14 protein-coding genes and 1 pseudogene are annotated in these 15,923 nt (G+C 33.5%); 4 read left to right on the forward strand and 11 right to left on the reverse strand.

Annotated elements, in window-relative coordinates; translation table 11 throughout:
• Positions 1 to 462 precede the first annotated feature (462 nt).
• The 5 genes from ACINWC743_RS06605 to ACINWC743_RS06625 all read right to left on the reverse strand — a co-directional run bounded on the left by ACINWC743_RS06605 (position 463) and on the right by ACINWC743_RS06625 (position 5,126).
• A complete protein-coding gene (locus ACINWC743_RS06605) occupies positions 463 to 1,158 on the reverse strand; it encodes a PqiC family protein (RefSeq protein WP_009584835.1) in 696 nt (231 codons plus the stop codon).
• On the reverse strand, positions 1,155 to 2,807 hold the full coding sequence (locus tag ACINWC743_RS06610) for an intermembrane transport protein PqiB (protein ID WP_004831326.1): 1,653 nt from the start codon (positions 2,805 to 2,807) through the stop codon (positions 1,155 to 1,157). Before ACINWC743_RS06610 ends, ACINWC743_RS06605 begins: the two co-directional genes overlap by 4 nt.
• A 44-nt stretch (positions 2,808 to 2,851) precedes the next feature.
• The gene (locus ACINWC743_RS06615) at positions 2,852 to 3,631 is read right to left on the reverse strand and encodes a paraquat-inducible protein A (RefSeq protein WP_004831327.1); all 780 of its coding nucleotides are present in this window, start codon (positions 3,629 to 3,631) and stop codon (positions 2,852 to 2,854) included.
• A complete protein-coding gene (locus ACINWC743_RS06620; protein ID WP_004831328.1) occupies positions 3,628 to 4,278 on the reverse strand; it encodes a paraquat-inducible protein A in 651 nt (216 codons plus the stop codon). The genes ACINWC743_RS06615 and ACINWC743_RS06620 overlap by 4 nt, the downstream gene beginning before the upstream one ends.
• Positions 4,279 to 4,646: 368 nt before the next feature.
• Complete coding sequence (locus ACINWC743_RS06625) at positions 4,647 to 5,126, reverse strand: hemerythrin domain-containing protein (RefSeq protein WP_009584881.1); 480 nt, start codon at positions 5,124 to 5,126, stop codon at positions 4,647 to 4,649.
• A gap of 774 nt (positions 5,127 to 5,900) precedes the next feature.
• Here ACINWC743_RS06625 and ACINWC743_RS06630 point away from each other — a divergent pair.
• Entirely contained in the window at positions 5,901 to 6,722 is an 822-nt protein-coding gene (locus ACINWC743_RS06630; RefSeq protein ID WP_009584863.1) for a LysR family transcriptional regulator, read from the forward strand.
• A 240-nt stretch (positions 6,723 to 6,962) separates the two neighbouring features.
• The gene (locus ACINWC743_RS06635) at positions 6,963 to 7,712 is read left to right on the forward strand and encodes a hypothetical protein (protein WP_009584865.1); all 750 of its coding nucleotides are present in this window, start codon (positions 6,963 to 6,965) and stop codon (positions 7,710 to 7,712) included.
• 595 nt (positions 7,713 to 8,307) lie between these two features.
• On the opposite strand, the gene ACINWC743_RS06640 is transcribed toward ACINWC743_RS06635, so the two are convergent.
• From ACINWC743_RS06640 to fimA, 6 genes are read right to left on the reverse strand one after another with little or no spacing between them, the layout of a single operon-like run.
• Entirely contained in the window at positions 8,308 to 8,871 is a 564-nt protein-coding gene (locus ACINWC743_RS06640; RefSeq protein ID WP_009584904.1) for a fimbrial protein, read from the reverse strand.
• Positions 8,872 to 8,886: 15 nt separating this feature from the next.
• Positions 8,887 to 9,918 (reverse strand): fimbrial protein, encoded by a 1,032-nt coding sequence (locus ACINWC743_RS06645; protein WP_009584868.1) that lies wholly within the window; start codon positions 9,916 to 9,918, stop codon positions 8,887 to 8,889.
• A 13-nt stretch (positions 9,919 to 9,931) separates the two neighbouring features.
• Positions 9,932 to 12,544 carry a fimbria/pilus outer membrane usher protein gene (locus tag ACINWC743_RS06650; RefSeq protein ID WP_035300525.1) on the reverse strand — a complete coding sequence of 871 codons (2,613 nt, stop codon included), beginning with the start codon at positions 12,542 to 12,544 and terminating at the stop codon, positions 9,932 to 9,934.
• Positions 12,545 to 12,568: 24 nt separating this feature from the next.
• Positions 12,569 to 13,273 carry a fimbria/pilus periplasmic chaperone gene (locus ACINWC743_RS06655; protein ID WP_009584905.1) on the reverse strand — a complete coding sequence of 235 codons (705 nt, stop codon included), beginning with the start codon at positions 13,271 to 13,273 and terminating at the stop codon, positions 12,569 to 12,571.
• Positions 13,274 to 13,293: 20 nt separating this feature from the next.
• Entirely contained in the window at positions 13,294 to 13,764 is a 471-nt protein-coding gene (locus ACINWC743_RS06660; RefSeq protein ID WP_009584897.1) for a hypothetical protein, read from the reverse strand.
• 52 nt (positions 13,765 to 13,816) lie between these two features.
• Positions 13,817 to 14,365 carry a type 1 fimbrial major subunit FimA gene (gene fimA, locus ACINWC743_RS06665; RefSeq protein ID WP_009584851.1) on the reverse strand — a complete coding sequence of 183 codons (549 nt, stop codon included), beginning with the start codon at positions 14,363 to 14,365 and terminating at the stop codon, positions 13,817 to 13,819.
• Positions 14,366 to 14,784: 419 nt separating this feature from the next.
• Between fimA and ACINWC743_RS23515 the strand changes: the two genes are divergently transcribed.
• Both ACINWC743_RS23515 and ACINWC743_RS06675 read left to right on the forward strand, forming a co-directional pair.
• Positions 14,785 to 14,988: a hypothetical protein gene (locus ACINWC743_RS23515; RefSeq protein ID WP_052012576.1), complete on the forward strand. Its 204-nt coding sequence runs from the start codon at positions 14,785 to 14,787 to the stop codon at positions 14,986 to 14,988.
• Between the two features lie 415 nt (positions 14,989 to 15,403).
• Positions 15,404 to 15,834, forward strand: a pseudogene (locus ACINWC743_RS06675) (DDE-type integrase/transposase/recombinase); the annotation flags it as partial.
• Positions 15,835 to 15,923 lie beyond the last annotated feature (89 nt).

The following is a 15,923-nucleotide window of genomic DNA, read 5'->3' on the forward strand; positions in this document are numbered from 1 at the left end:
ATGAATGTGGACCGATTCTTTGCCGCATCCAATGTTAAACTGTCTAAATCAATGCAAAGTCGATATAGTCAAACCGTCTAATTTTTCAGACAAGCGACTCATCTTCAATCAATTCATCTTCAATCAATTTTATGCTTTTTATATGAATTTTAAAAAGTTTTGCTTAATCATTTTTTTGTATTTTTGATTCCCAAATAGTCTTGCTATTGCGAGGCGACATGGATGTCTCCATGTTGATTAGAGTTATATGAGTTAAAACAAAGCACTGCTTTGTTTGTAACGCAAGAATTCGGTTAAATAATGAATATTCAAAGTGCCTTCTCCATGATGAAGAAGGCAAGATGCGGGGATTTTATATTGATTTAAAGTTTAAAAAAGCCGTATGAACGCAGCCTATCGGATATAGATCAATCCATAAACTTGAATAGCACAATGACAGCTATTTGCATTTGTGCAGTGAGATTAAGTACAAGTCACACCATCAACACGCGCTATTTTTTTTAAATCCAACGATACGATCGAAAGTGCCACAGCATCTACGACTCGGTTTAAAGCAGTGTTGGCTGTAGTGACGATATCTTGCATTTGTTTATGATTGCCTGTTACGTCTTGAGCAAAACTCATACGGCATGCCAATTGCTGATTTTGGGTTGAGTTTTGATCTAAAGTAATCGTAGGATCATTACGCTTCACAATCCAAGCTACAGACACTTCTATTTTTTCATTCGGTTGATTTGTCGAATGAACAATATCGAAACGTGAATAATCAGTGGCAATCCGATAAGAAATTTTTCCACCCACCATCCCGCTATTATAACGATCCACTGCCCCCAGTTTTTGTTGCAAACCTGCAGATAAATTATCGCGAAGTTCCGCTCCTAAAGTTGAAGTCCACCGCTCATTATCTAAAATTTGAGATTTACCCGTAATATCCTGAATCACGATAGGAGCACGATTGATACGATCAGGCAATCCTACAGGCAATACCTCAATGACAGTAACCTTTGAGTTGGCTAAAGGAGATACTTGAGTCGTTAAACTATAGTAGTTCGGTACTGGCGAGCTTGAACATGCAGATAACAATATCGCTGTAGATAAAGCGCCAGCGTATCTCATAGTCAAAGCAGCATCGAATAATTTTTTATCTATTTTTTTCATTTATTAGCCTCTGCTTTTTTACCACGGATTAATGATTCTGGGTGTTGTTCAATATAATCAGCCATTAATTGTAATGAAGCAGCAGCTCGGGTCATTTGTTGCAAAGCTTTACGTACATCCTGCTGCATTGGCGCATCACTGGATAAAATCGATTCACTAGATTGCATTGTCTTACGTACATCATTCAATGTTGCTTGTAAGTTTGGTGCAACTTTATCATCCAACTGTTTAACCAGTTTATCTGTAGATTCAATGGTCTTATTCATATTGCTGAATGTTTTTCGTACATCTTGTCCAATTTCATCGAGTGGGAACTTACTCAACTTATCCGCAATTTGTGACACTTGAGCTTGTAAACCACTTAATTCCGTCGCAGTGGTTGGAACCTCAGCTCGCCCATCTACACGCATTTTCAAAGTTGCGGCTTTGGCTTTTGGAAACTTATCAAAGGCAATATAATTTTGACCAGTTAGCAAGTTGCCTGTACGCATCTGTGCACGCCAACCATTTGCGATAAAGTTTTTGAAAATTTCACCATCAGGATCAAGCTCTTTACCATGCGCCAAGCGAGATGGATAAATGGTCGCATCTACACGCATACGCAACTGGGTATAAGATGGATCAAACTCAACATTAATGGCTTTTACATTGCCAATTTCGATACCCATAAAATCAATAGGTGCACCTGCAGTTAGACCTCGTAATGAATGATCAAAGTACATAATAATTGGACGTGGCTTACCATCAGGTTCTTTCATTGCCTCTTTACGAGAGTCTGATAAAGTAAAATAACTATGATTCGGTGCGATACTGCCCGCTGAATTTTCTGGATAACCAAAGGCAATCCCTCCAGCAACAATACTGGCAAGGGATTGTGTATCTAAATTAAAGCCTGAAGCATTTAAAGAAACATCTACCCCACTAGCTTGCCAAAAGCGTGCATCTGTAGTTACGAACTTATCATAAGGTGATTGTATAAAAGTTTGTAATTCGACACTTTTCCCATCATTTGCCAATTTATAAGCCGTAATCTGCCCGACATTTATTTTGCGATAGTAAATCGGTGCGCCAATATCAAGCGAGCCGAGATCTTGCGCCTTTAAGAAAAAAACTTTGCCGGGAATATCAGAGGCTACAACAGGTGGAACTTCAAGCCCAGTGAAAGTCTCCTGCTTTTGTTCCGCCTTGCCACCATCCACTTCAATGTAAGCGCCAGACAATAATGTATCAATTCCAGAAATGCCCCCTGTCCCTACACGAGGTCTAACCACCCAAAAGCGTGAATCCTTAGCAGCAAAATTACTGGCATCTTTACGTAATTCAATTTTGGCAATCACGTGTGAACGATCATCAGAAAGATCAATTTGACGGACTAAACCGATATCAACCTGTTTATAACGCACTGTGGTTTTGCCTGCGACCAAACCTTCTGCAGTACGAAATGACACTTCAATCGTTGGACCTGTATCCAGTATGGCTTTAGCAGCAAGTGACAATGCGATCAAAAGTGCGATGAATGGAACTAGCCAAATCAGCGCAGGTCGCCAACGCGCTTTCTTCTTTTCAGGTTCAGCGAGAAATACACCATTCTCCGTGGTCTCACTTGGGCTTGGTGTAGAATCTTGGTTGTTTGGCGTATTGTCTGGCATAGTGATCATTCTTTAGCATTTAATCATAAGGATATGGTTTCGTTTTAACTTTTCAGTTGATGAATAACAACTGTGTTCATCTGTTGGGGTTGTTGAGAATTCGCCTTGTGCGCTTTGAAATAATTATCCCAGATCAGTCTTGGATCAAAGCTCAATGAAGCAAACATGGTTAAAACAACGACTGCACCAAAAGCCACAGCTCCGGGTCCAGCCAAGATGGTCGCTAAGGATTGGATTTGAATAAGAGCTGTCAATAAAGCCACCACAAAAACATCAATCATCGACCAGCGCCCAATAAATTCAACAATTCGATATAACAGTGCACAATGTTCAGGTGAAAAATGCCATCTTGAAGATGATTGCATATACACGGCGACCAATAAAAAAATCAAAATTAATAATTTTAAAATTGGAATGAAAATACTTGCCATGAATATGACCACAGACACTAGATAATCTCCATTTTGCCAAAAGTAGATCACCCCACTGATAATGGTATCTTGCTGACGTCCCAATAAAGAATCCGTTACTGTCATCGGCATTACATTGGCTGGAATATATAAAATTGCTGCGGCAATGACTAAAGCAAAAGTTCGATTTAAACTTTGCGGTTTACGCGAGTGTAATGCACTTTTGCATCTTGAACACTTTAGTTCAGAATGTTCGTCTATGCTTGAGCCAACAGAATTTAGTAAGCCACAACAATGGCATTGTATTAATCCAACATCCTTTGCGCGCACATCGCTTTTGACTTGTAAATCAACATCAGAAAGATGCTCTAGCACTGAACTAATCTCATCATCATGATGATTCTTTTGTGTCATGTTAAGCTCCGATCGACTTCATCCCAAAGATCTTTGATCTTCACCGAAGCAATATAAACCAAAAGAATACTTAGGATCGTAAACGCCCAAAGTGCCACACCCGGAATTACCGTCACCATTCCAACCAATTTAACTAAGGTGACCAATACACCAATTAAAAAGACTTCCACCATCCCCCATGTTCTAAATAAAAATAAAGTTTTCAGTGCCAATCTGAGATAGTGAGGTCGGTATTTAAACAAACCTACACAACTTAAGACATAACTCAACAATAACAACTCAATCAATGGAACAATAAATGTAGTCATGAGAATCAGTGCCCCGACAAAAGGACGCTCAATATGAAACATGGTCCATGCAGCTCCAATCAGCGTGGTTTGTGAGGTATTCCCTTGTAACTCCACAATCACGATAGGGAAGCTATTGGCAATAACAAATACAATCAGTGCTGTAATGACTAAAGCAAGCAATGACGAAAAAGGTCGGCTGCGTCGATATAACTCTGCACCACAACATGTGCAATAAGCACGCTCATTCGGTAATAAGTCAACTTTACGATAAATCGCATCACATTCTTCACAACCGACCAACTCATTTAAGTGAAGAGGTTGTGCCGATGCTAAAGGCTGATTATTTTTATTCGCCATAAGCTGACATCCGTTCGATTGATTGTTTCATTTAGAAGAACAGTTCATCTATGTTATACATTTTATTTTTAACATCTCAATCATTGTTTCTCTTAACTACACAATTTTTAAACAAATTAACATTCAATTCAGGCAAGACAACATCAATGATTAAAATAATGTTTTTTTAGACTATTGAGACTTAGTTTTTTTTCAAATCAGGAGTAAAAAGTAAAACTCTGAACAATCATTCTGTTACTTCTATTGTTATACGATTGCAAACCTAAAAACACTGATATAGTATTAATCCATCAGTAAATTGATCATTAAGCATAGATAAAAAGCTTTCAAAAAATTTTCCCCTTAAAAACTAAATAAAAGATAGCCTTTTACACAAGGCTATCTTTATCTTTGTTTAAGTACTTTTGATATTCAGCTGCATATTGTTTAGCCAAATCTTTTTTCTCTTTTTCACCCAATATTTTACCTGCTTGTTGGAAAAAACTATGTTCTTCCTCTTTTAAATGATGGTGAACAATTTCTGAAAGTTTTTTTGCAGTTGTTAACCAACTTGGATGACTAAATTTTGTTTCAGTAAGTTGCTCTAACAATTCATCCATTTCATGATGTTCAGAAAGTGCATGTCTGGTGATATTCAAACCAGGATCTGTCATCATTAAAGGAATATAAAAATATCGATCTTCAGCAACAGCATGGGCAAAAAGTTCATTTTTCAGAGCATCAAATAAATTTCTTCTTTCTTCAGTATCCCCTGAGGTTTGAATGAGTTGTTCAGCATATTTTCTTTGCTTATCATGACTTCTTCTCAATTCATCAAAAATATTATTATTTACTTTAGCATTCATCATTTACTATCCTTTTCCAATAATTCATATCAATTATTCTTAATGGTTTAAAAAAATGTTGTTGAAATTTGTTAGTAAAAAGCAATTCAACTGTATAGCACTGTAATTTTTATAAACTATTGTAAAGTTTTCGTTTTCAAAATCATCCTACTATTTTATTTTATTTACATTAAATTTATTTCAATTAAAACAATCATATAATTGATTCCCAATATACAACATTAAAAAATTAAATTTAAAATACTACAAAATTAAAACATTGCAGCCCTCTCCAACAGTTAAATAATAAACAATACATGATTAGATTCATATTTTTCAATAAAGGCATGCAAATACATAAAATTCTTGACCACAGGTATCGCAAATAAAATTAATCATACTTTCCAATATATTATTAATTTTTATATTTCTAGAAAACCCCCATCTAAAAAAACCACTATAAATAAAAAATATTCTCATTATCAATTAAAAAATCATCGTATAATAATAATTCCTAAAAATGAGAAACAATTAGCCAATAAATAAATTTAAATGAACCAAATTAATAAATAATTAAAAAATACAATTTACAACACATAATCAATGAAACACTATATACAAATATTAAACCTATTAAAAATATTATATAAGACTATAAATAAAATAGAAAATTCCATATACTCATAATTAACCATGAGTTTTTTTATTAGTTAAAACATTGCTTTACGCTCTTATATAATATTATTATAAATAATAATTAATTTAGAATATATATTCTGCCAATAAAATAGGTTCAAAATGATCGAGAGATTTTCACTTAACTCTTTTAAATTTTTTTATTATGCCGCCATGTATGGCAGTGTAACTATCGCATCAAAAAAACTATTTGTAACTCAAGGAGCTGTTAGCAAACAAATTAGGAATCTAGAAGAAGGCTTAAATTTATTTAACAGTTGTCAAGATGCCTTTAATAAGTTAGATATATGTCTAGTAGATTTAAAAAATAGAAATATTCAAAATAAAACAAATTTAGTACTTTCTTGTGAGCCAACTTTTTGCATGAAATGGTTAATACCAAAATTAAATATATTTGATGATTTAGGTTTTGATTTTGATATCACTATACTTACTCATCAAGATGTTCCTGACTTTAAAAAATACAATATAGATATTGCCATACAAAGGAATGATATTGAGTTTTCTAAAAATCTTCATACATATAAGTTAATTGATGACATTATGTTCATCGTTAAAAATCCTAATAGTAGTAGGAATAATATTGCAATTTCTAGTTCAATACCTAACTTATGGAATAATTTATTAAGTAGGAGCGAAACGAAGGAATTAGTGATAGGTCACAAAAAAATTGAGCTTGAATATTTGTATCTGTGTATTGAAGCAGCAGTATCAGGAAATGCGATCACAGCAACCTCAGGTTTTATGATAGAAAATGAATTAAAAAACAATACTTTAGTTTCAGCCACTACACCTTATCATGATGACTTTTCTTATTATTTAATATCTCATGATAGTATCAGCGAGGATCCTCGAAAAATGTTATTTAAAGACTGGTTGACAAATGAGTTGAAGATTTCGTTAGAAAATTTAAAAAACATATAAATCCTCTAAAATTAAAATCTCAAAAAAAAAAATTAAAGAGATTTTAATTTTAAATATAATATTACCCGCTTTAAAACCACAAAACTAAATCCATTACAAAACCTCATGAATAAAATATATAATAAATCGCTTAATTAAAAACCATTTTAATATAAAATAGATATAAGTCATTCGATAGAATCCTCAATACACAAATTAATTCATCAACAGAAATACATTTAAACTCAGCCTAGGACCCCTATGAAAAGTAAAAAATTAAACCAATACACCAATAAAAAATATTATCTCAATAATTTTTTTTCAACATATAATTGCAATGAAAAATTTTCACTAGTTCTAAATCTAAATATTATTCCTTTTAATGAAAAAAATATAACACTTAACAATGAAGGAATATTTTACTCCGATCACTTTAAAAAATTTTTTTTAGAGTGGAGTGAAATTGAATCTTTTAAAATTATAAAAGGATTAGTTATTGACACACTCATAATTAACAACTTTTACATCATAAAAACAATCACATCAAACAGAAAATTACTTCATTTTTTAAAAGAAATACATCCTACACTACAAAGATATCAACAATTAAATAATTTAAATAATATAGATTTCAATCAAATAAAAACCCACCCACTAAATATAAAAACTTATGATTTATATCCAGAGGTTGTAGCTGCAACATTATCCAATTTATTCCACTTTGCAGCATTAGATAATAAAAATCTATGTGATTTAAAACTATACTCTTCTATTCTTTATATTTTTCTAAAATTCCCTATGTATCAAAAAAATCTAATTCAAAGGAAACTCCATAGCAGTTTAACTATTCCTAATGAAGCAATATTTGAACAAATCAATAATATCAACCACTTACTACCCATAGAGGTTCGATATTCTATTTTAGAAAATTATATTATTATAACAAACCAAACAAAATCACAAAATGATCAAAAAACAATCAAAACCTTAAAAGAAAAGCTTAAAATTTAATGACAGTAAATTATAAAACCTCTTTCGAAAGTAGTTTTTTACCATTTGGGCATTGCACTATGCACTATAAATCAAAGTTCGTTTTTTTAAATTTTGAATACCGAAATAGATCTATTTTAAATAAGTATTAGCATACAAATCAAAAAAAATATTTTTTATATAAAGATATCTATGATTTTATATTTTTATTAATTTATACCCAAAGACATAGATGATAATTTCACTTTAAATTAATCAATTTAAAAAACCTGTTAACACCCCAAATATAACATTGACTTATATATTATCTAATATTTAAGAATCTGTAATGGCTTAGACATATTTCATTTTGTCATTATTTTCTTCTGAACGTATATTTAATTTTCTATCTATAATTTTCTGCTTACTCCGTAACTCATGATTTATAGCACAAATTACAACCATATCATTTGGTTTAAAAAGAAAATTATATGCTCTTACAGTTATATCAGCATCCATGCCTTATCCCAATCAATTAAACTTAAATTTAAACTACATAAACGAAATATTAGATAAAAGCCTTATTTATTGTTCCCATCATCCATTTTTATGTATTCAAAAAATTGTTAATAGACCACTATTGATAATCGATTCTGAATTCAACATTAGCATTGGCAATACCAGCTGTTGCAGCACCATCAGTCGCAATATAATTGGCATAAAATACCACTGAAAGATTTCCATTGTTGTCAGCTAAAAATATTGGACTTTTATTCAAAGTACCTCCAGACAAGCTAATCGGCACTCGATTATGTTTCGCATCAGTGATTTCAATTGCGACATGTTTTGCAGTTGTTGTTGCATTCGCATTACTTAAAGCCAATAGTTGTTTATCGATTGAGTTCTGTTCACCAACAAAACTAAATGTGACCTGTGCATTGGGTGGACATTGAATTAAATTAAATGGGATTGGCATACGTGGACTTTTATCACCAGGCTTTTTCAAGTTTCGTATTGACATTTTCCCCATATCTATTGATTTATCCGCCGTTCCCGAATCTACACCACAAGTTACAAGTGTGACGTTACCTTTTAAAGTAAAGTTGTAGGTGCCTAATGCAGCATGAGCATAATTATATAAACTAAAATTTATCATAAACATATAAACTATAAGATAATATTTATTTTTAATAAAACTCATTGTCTACCTCCTTACTTAGTCAAAGTCAATTCGGAAATAGCCTCGAGCTTGGAAAGCACCAGGCTTAGGCTCGGCACCTGTTACGCTTACTGGCCAGGCTTTCAGCACAATATTGGCGGGATTGGTATTATTAAATTGAATTTTACTATTGGTATTATTGGGAATCAGCAATCTATCATTTTGATCAGATATTTTAAAACCGACATCAGGATTGTTGGACACTATCATATCATTGGCAGGACCTCCTACATTATCGGCTTGGACACGGAGCGTCATTGGTGCATTGACTGCTACAAAACTATTGCATTTGATTAATAAACTGATATTTGCTTTGCTAATTCCTTGAATTTGATTACCTACACCTGCACGCTTAAAAGCATAACTCCCAATATCTCCAAAATCATGGATAGACTCCTGATCACCATTAATCTCACAGCTTTGCGGAACCATGACTTTTCCTCTTAAATGCAATATTTGCTTTGCACCATTGGCTTTTCCTGAGCCAGCAGGTGAGGCATTATCCCCTGTATAAAAATTTGCCACAGGAACATCAACATTACTAAACCCCATAAAAGGCTTAGAAATTCGCATGGTTAGGCTAAAATTTGTATTACCAACATGAGAACTTCTTACATAGCATCTCTCTGCAGTATAACCAAAATATCGATTCACAGATGGTACAGGGAGCACCTGATTACTATATGAATAAGACACTGAAGCCTGTAAATAGTCATTCACTTGAGTGTATTGCTTTCCACCAATATTTATTGGAAGACCATTGACATAGTCTGATGTCATATAAATCTCAATTTCTGACCCATTTAAGTTTGTTCCGTTATTACAATTCGTGTAATAACTATCTCCATTAATATTTACATTCAATGTTTTTCCAAATGTACTTCCAGCCTGATTTTGACTCGGATCAGTAAAAGTATAGGTACCGAAGTCCGCATATATAGTCCCTTTCTGTTCTGTTCTCCACCAACCTGCATAAATATCAACAGTAGTAAACAATAGTAATGCCGAAGCAAATAATTGGTTTTTCATCAATATTCTCCTGTTATCTACATTCAACATCAAACTGTTGTACTGCAAAGCTTGAATCAGCTATACCCATATCATAATTTGCGACACAATTTTGTTCTGTTGCATCTCCCCAGGTCACCTCAAGTTTTCCTTTAAGTGGTAACCCTGTCATGTATACTCTTCCCTGTTCAGTAGCCATACCTGATGATTTCCGATTAGCTTCAGTCACAATACTGGCATAAGGAATTGGCTGTCCTTTGTACGTAATATTAATTAGCGCACGAATGCCAATACTGGTTTCAAAAGTTGCACGGCTAATTGCACCACGTATTGGTATGACATTATTTACATTACTACTGATGTCAAAATTTGAATCAAAACTATTCGAATCTAGTGCTACACGATTTAAACGGTATTCAGATGCATAAGGTAATATCGCATAGCCACGCCAATCTGTTTTGACACCATTATAATTCTCAACTCTTACCCCTTTAGCGCCAGGAGCCTTAACTAAAATACTGGTATCACCAAGAAGTTGACCAAAGGTTAAACCATCTTTATGTAACAACATGCCACCCACAGCACTATAACTAAAGCTATTATTATTACCATCATAACTATAAGCCGCTCCGACATTAGAGTAAGCGCCGTTATAATTGACACTCACCACCCCAGCAGAGCTTTGATCGGTAACATAGCCTTGCCGAATGCTATAACTCAAATTTCGACCCTTTAATAAAGTACCGTTGATGCCAGCCTGATAAGAATTATTTCCTTCCGAGTTTTGAGTTGTTGACATTGTTGCATAGGTATTACCCAATACGTCATTACGGAAATTTGCTTTAGAACGTAAACGATCTAATGGAAAAGCGATATTAGCCGTGTAAACCATATTAGCTTTATCCGCTTGTGAAAATATATTACGACTCATACTTAGCGAATAACTGACACCATTCCATGCACCATTGTAACCCGCTTGAAACCATTCATCTTTTTGTGATTTCCCCCAATAACTTTGCTGATTTGCAGCAAAATAAAGAGAACCATAACGACCCAATGAATGAGAAATATTGGCTTGTAAACGACCTTTTTTAGGATGATTGAGATCATACCCATTATTTGCAATACCAACATTTGCAGAGTTACCATCCTGGGTTTCCCCCTCTCCATAGCGATCACTCATTTGCCCATAGAAGACATCATTGAGCGTATAGAAACCACGGGTTGAATAGCGGTACCCCAAGAGTTGAAAACTCGTACCAGATCGTAGTAAAGATTTAGAATATAAAAAGCGTATTGACTCTCCACTATGCTTTGAATCGTCAATCAACGTACTGTTTGCATGAGTTAAATCAAATGAAAAAGCGCCATATTTCCCCATATTGCTTCCAAAACCGAGCAAAGCACTTTGGTAATTCTTAGAGAGTTGCGATCCAGCATAAACTGAGAGACCTCGTTTCAACCCATGTACTGCTGCCGCTTGTACAACCGTCTTACTGTCTTTACTACTTGGTAAACCATCCCGATAATCACCAGCCAAAATACTATAATGCGTCCTCCCCTCCCTCTGTAAAACAGGCAAGCTCGAATAAGGCACAAGATAAGACTGAATACTGCCATCACTTTCTTCAACCGAGACATGTAAATCACCACTACCATAAGCAGGGTTTAAGTCTTGAATGAGAAAAGGACCTGATGCGACATTGATCTGATAAATGATATTATTATTTTGTCGGATTATCACTTTAGCATTGCTTTTTGCTATTCCACGTACACTCGGTGCATAACCTTGTTGACTGTCTGGATACATCGCATTGGCCGTCGATAATTCAACACCTCGATAACCAAAGCTATCAAAAATAGTTCCTTCGCTTATTCCATCACCAATTCTAAGTTGACTCTTGATAGGAATTAATGATTTCTGCAAATAGGTATTTAGATTAATCCATTCATGTTTACTGGCATTATTTCTCGAGTTATAATTAAAATTACCAGAATTACGTAACTGCCATGAACCTAAATTTGCTCCAGTATCAACATTGACAAATAAACCCTTACTTTTAGCTGTTGAATCTAAATTATTATACCCAGACATACGGTAATTTAGGAACATCGCATTGATGCCATGATCCCATTGTTCAGGTGAAACATAACCTTGAATTTGATTTTTTAATGAGACTTGTGGCAAATTAAGATAAAGCTTTTGTTTATCAAATTCGAAGCGGCTACCCGCCCCTTCTATCAGTTTAGTAATATCTAAACATTGCTGATTTTCTGCTGTTAGTAATTGCGGATATCCCTCAATATTCACCCCTATACGCTCTAATAATTTTACATCTAGGCAGGGTGCTAGACCTGTTTGATCCTGCGTATGTTGCTTTTCAACAAATTGAACATCACGTGTTAAAACATATTGTTCATTGGCATAAAGTTCAACTCGATAAACACCCGGCAATTGCTGTTGAGAGCTTTCTAATTTTGATAAATCTGCGACTTGTGTATTTGACAGACTATCCGTTAAAAAAGCAGGATTGAAAATCTTCTCTGCATACACGTAATCCACGCATACAACATTTATAAGCATTATCGATGCAAAACACATCGATAATGCTTTCTTTTTTGTACGCATTGATTTAACTGGCATCATTACAAAGCACCTATACAACTCATATTAATTCAAATTAACTTCTACTTTTTCTGTCACACCACCGTAGTCATTCACGGTTTGATAGGTCAATTTAGTACCCACTATTTTTGAAATTCTGGTTTTCTGAAACGGTGCCGCCATTACACTGTTTAATTTGTTTGTATTTAATTCCAAGTTGACAAAAGAAATGTGATAAGGCGACTGATTATCAACTTCCACACCCTCTGCAGTTTTTATAAATTTAACCTTTGTTAAAGCCTCTTCTGGAGCGATCTTTAATTTTTCAGGACGAACAAATAACTTGATGCGAGACAATACCGCAAGTTGCAAAATATTCTTTTCCGCAAGAAGCTCTTTATCTACAGCTGGAATCGACTTAACGTTTAACCAAAAAACAGACTCACGATCCTGCGGTAGGTTTTTTGCCAAATTCACAATTCTTAACGTATTCTCTGCTAAGGGTTCAGCTACAAATAAAGGTGGCGTTAAAATAAAATCATTGGTTTTTTCTTCTGTTTTTGTTTCCACCCAAGAATTAATCAAATAACGTTCTTTATCACTATGATTAATCACAGATAAAGAAACCTGCTTAGCGCTTAATGGATAAATCACTCGTGTAGAACCCAAAGAAATCCCACCACTTTTTTTATTAGCTTCTGCACATGCATACGAAGTTATGCACGATAAAGCCACAACCAGCATACCGCCTTTAAATACATTTAAATTCATATAAAAAACTCCAAAACAACCTATGGATAAATGACAGAAATCAAAACATTAGTCTCATCTTGAGACATCTGACTCTTTGCATTAGATAATGGCAATTCCACACCCTTATCACCTGCATCATCCTTTATTATTGAGTTTTTATCTGGGTACCCAATCAATCCAACCGAATGATTTAATTCATTACGATACATTAAACCAATCTGCTCACCACTCATCACCTGAGAAACAGAAACATGTGCACTTTTACTTACATATTTCATTACTATGACAAGGTTGTAATAGACCGATGAAGGACAATTTCTCACATTTAACTTTAAAATAGGTCCACCACCATTCCGATCACTCTGTTTTAAATCACCTTCCTGTACAAACAGACAACCAGACCCAACCAAAACACCATTAAAATGAGTCCTTCCACCAAATACATAGCTATTTGCGAAAGCATTTAAAGACAAACACATCCCGATCAATACAACTAAATATCTTTTCATGTGAAAAAACCCATTTAAACGAATACATTCAAATCGTAATTTGAGTGTATGCTTAGTTATAGTTCACAATAAAAGTTGCATCTGCATTTGCTTTACCAGCTGTAAGCCCAACACCAGCATCAACCGTTGATACGTAGCGTGCCGTGAACTGGAAAGTATTTGTACCGTCATTGATTAGTGTCTCTTTAGTAAAACCAGTACCATCAAGTGCTAATGGTGTAGAAGAACTATCCGCAATTTGAATACCAACCCCCTTAGCAGCAACATCATTACTAGTACCAGCACCTACAGACAACAATTTTGGATTTGTCGCAACTGTAGGACCTTTAAATGCAATAGAAACACCTTTAGTAACTAAAGCTGCTTCACAATCAACCAATTCAATTTTAAATGGGACAGGACTTGTTGTATCACCCGCTTTCTTAAAACTTGCCACACGGTGTTGACCCAAAGGAACAGTCTGCCCATCAGACCCTGCACTTACCGCACATGCAGCATTTACCAAATCACCAGTAAAATGAATTTCACCACCAGGTACAGTCGCAGCAAATGAAGTAGATGAGGCAACTAAAGCAAAAGCAATAAGACTAATTTTTTTCATGATTAATATCCTATGAAAATTAAATTTTGAGACCATTGTCACACAATGTTTTTTCATTCTATAAATTATAAAAAAAATAATAAATGGATTAATATTCATTCCAATTAATGAGGTTTTTTCATATTTCAATTTTTATTTAATAAAGAAAATTAAATACAAAATAAAATATTTAATTAATCACATTAAAAACACGGTCTTATAATAAAAATTAAGAATATTATTCCATAATGGAATTTAAAAAATAGAAAAAAATTCACTTCTCTTAATCAAAATTACATGAAACGATAATATAAAAGGAGAAATTTAATGTACCAAGTAAATATTTCATTTAATAATAAGGAGTGGCTTTGTAAAAAATGTGGATTATTAAAACCATCTTCAAAGATCAAATTAAAAATTGGTGATGAGGTTTTTTTTTAGTGAGTAAAAAAAGAAATGAATCTGAAACTATTTCTAAAGAAGTTAATGGAACAATACTAGATATAAATGATAATCAATTGATAATATTAGATAAAAAAGAAATAAAGACGTACTTTATCAATAAAAATGAAGCTTTCTTAAAAGGCAAACCTGCTTTTTTTTTATACAATATGTATGGAGAATGCATGTGTAGAAATGAATAATTTTAATTGCTAATATTTTAAAAATTTATAAATTAAATTAATTTAAAATATTTAATAAAAAATCAAGACCAACAATAGCAACCACTTCCACACCATCATATTTAAATTACAAAACAGCAAAAAAACCACGTTTAACATCTTAGACACTTTACTTATAAAATCTCAGAATATCTTTTAAGATCACATCAATATTAAAAACCTTTAACAAATAAAAAATACCTATGATTTGAAGAAAATTTATCTTAAAAAATTTAAAAATCTCGTACATTATTATATAAAATGTTCGAATAAAAAAATCTTTCTAAATCTTTATTCAATCGCTATTTCGCTTAATATTTTTCCTATGAATGCGTTTGTTTGGTTTAATTCGTAGGTTAAGCTCGAGCTCCATATAAATTCGATAAACAAGTTTATGGTTCCATCAGCACCAAATGAATCGTTGCAATGGACTTTATGCATGACCAACTGAGTGATGGTCGCAGCTACCGAATTCACAATGTTATTGATGATTATAACCGTGAAGCATTGGATATATTGATTGATTTTTCTTTGCCAGCTCAACGAGTACTGAGGGGATTAGATTAATTAATTGCATGGCGAGGTAAGCCAAAGCGTATCCGTAGTGATAATGGACCCGAGTATGTGAGTGATTTAATGCAAGCATGGTGCACTCAACATGGAATTGAGCATGTATTTATCCAATCTGGTCATCCATAACAGAATGCTTATGTCGAACGCTTCAACAGGACGGTGAGATATGAATGTTTGAATCAATATTTATTTCGAGAGCTTGAAGAAGTCGAAGACTATACAACAATATGGCAACACTTTTATAATCATGAATGACCACATATGTCAGTTGATGGTAAACCACCTAAATTTAAACAATCATAAGGACTTTGCCTTTCTACTTATAAAATCAATTAAAAATGGGA

Origin of the sequence: Acinetobacter sp. WC-743, from assembly GCF_000335555.1 — a bacterium.
GTDB classification, from domain to species: Bacteria; Pseudomonadota; Gammaproteobacteria; order Pseudomonadales; family Moraxellaceae; genus Acinetobacter; species Acinetobacter bereziniae.

Coding starts and splice junctions, on each gene's coding strand:
- fimA (WP_009584851.1), bottom strand. CDS start 14,365: ATGAAAAAAATTAGTCTTATTGCTTTTGCTTTAGTTGCCTCATCTACT.
- ACINWC743_RS06615 (WP_004831327.1), bottom strand. CDS start 3,631: ATGACACAAAAGAATCATCATGATGATGAGATTAGTTCAGTGCTAGAG.
- ACINWC743_RS06640 (WP_009584904.1), bottom strand. CDS start 8,871: ATGAGTTTTATTAAAAATAAATATTATCTTATAGTTTATATGTTTATG.
- ACINWC743_RS06620 (WP_004831328.1), bottom strand. CDS start 4,278: ATGGCGAATAAAAATAATCAGCCTTTAGCATCGGCACAACCTCTTCAC.
- ACINWC743_RS06655 (WP_009584905.1), bottom strand. CDS start 13,273: ATGAATTTAAATGTATTTAAAGGCGGTATGCTGGTTGTGGCTTTATCG.
- ACINWC743_RS06630 (WP_009584863.1), top strand. CDS start 5,901: ATGATCGAGAGATTTTCACTTAACTCTTTTAAATTTTTTTATTATGCC.
- ACINWC743_RS06635 (WP_009584865.1), top strand. CDS start 6,963: ATGAAAAGTAAAAAATTAAACCAATACACCAATAAAAAATATTATCTC.
- ACINWC743_RS06650 (WP_035300525.1), bottom strand. CDS start 12,544: ATGATGCCAGTTAAATCAATGCGTACAAAAAAGAAAGCATTATCGATG.
- ACINWC743_RS06610 (WP_004831326.1), bottom strand. CDS start 2,807: ATGCCAGACAATACGCCAAACAACCAAGATTCTACACCAAGCCCAAGT.
- ACINWC743_RS06645 (WP_009584868.1), bottom strand. CDS start 9,918: ATGAAAAACCAATTATTTGCTTCGGCATTACTATTGTTTACTACTGTT.
- ACINWC743_RS06660 (WP_009584897.1), bottom strand. CDS start 13,764: ATGAAAAGATATTTAGTTGTATTGATCGGGATGTGTTTGTCTTTAAAT.
- ACINWC743_RS06625 (WP_009584881.1), bottom strand. CDS start 5,126: ATGATGAATGCTAAAGTAAATAATAATATTTTTGATGAATTGAGAAGA.
- ACINWC743_RS06605 (WP_009584835.1), bottom strand. CDS start 1,158: ATGAAAAAAATAGATAAAAAATTATTCGATGCTGCTTTGACTATGAGA.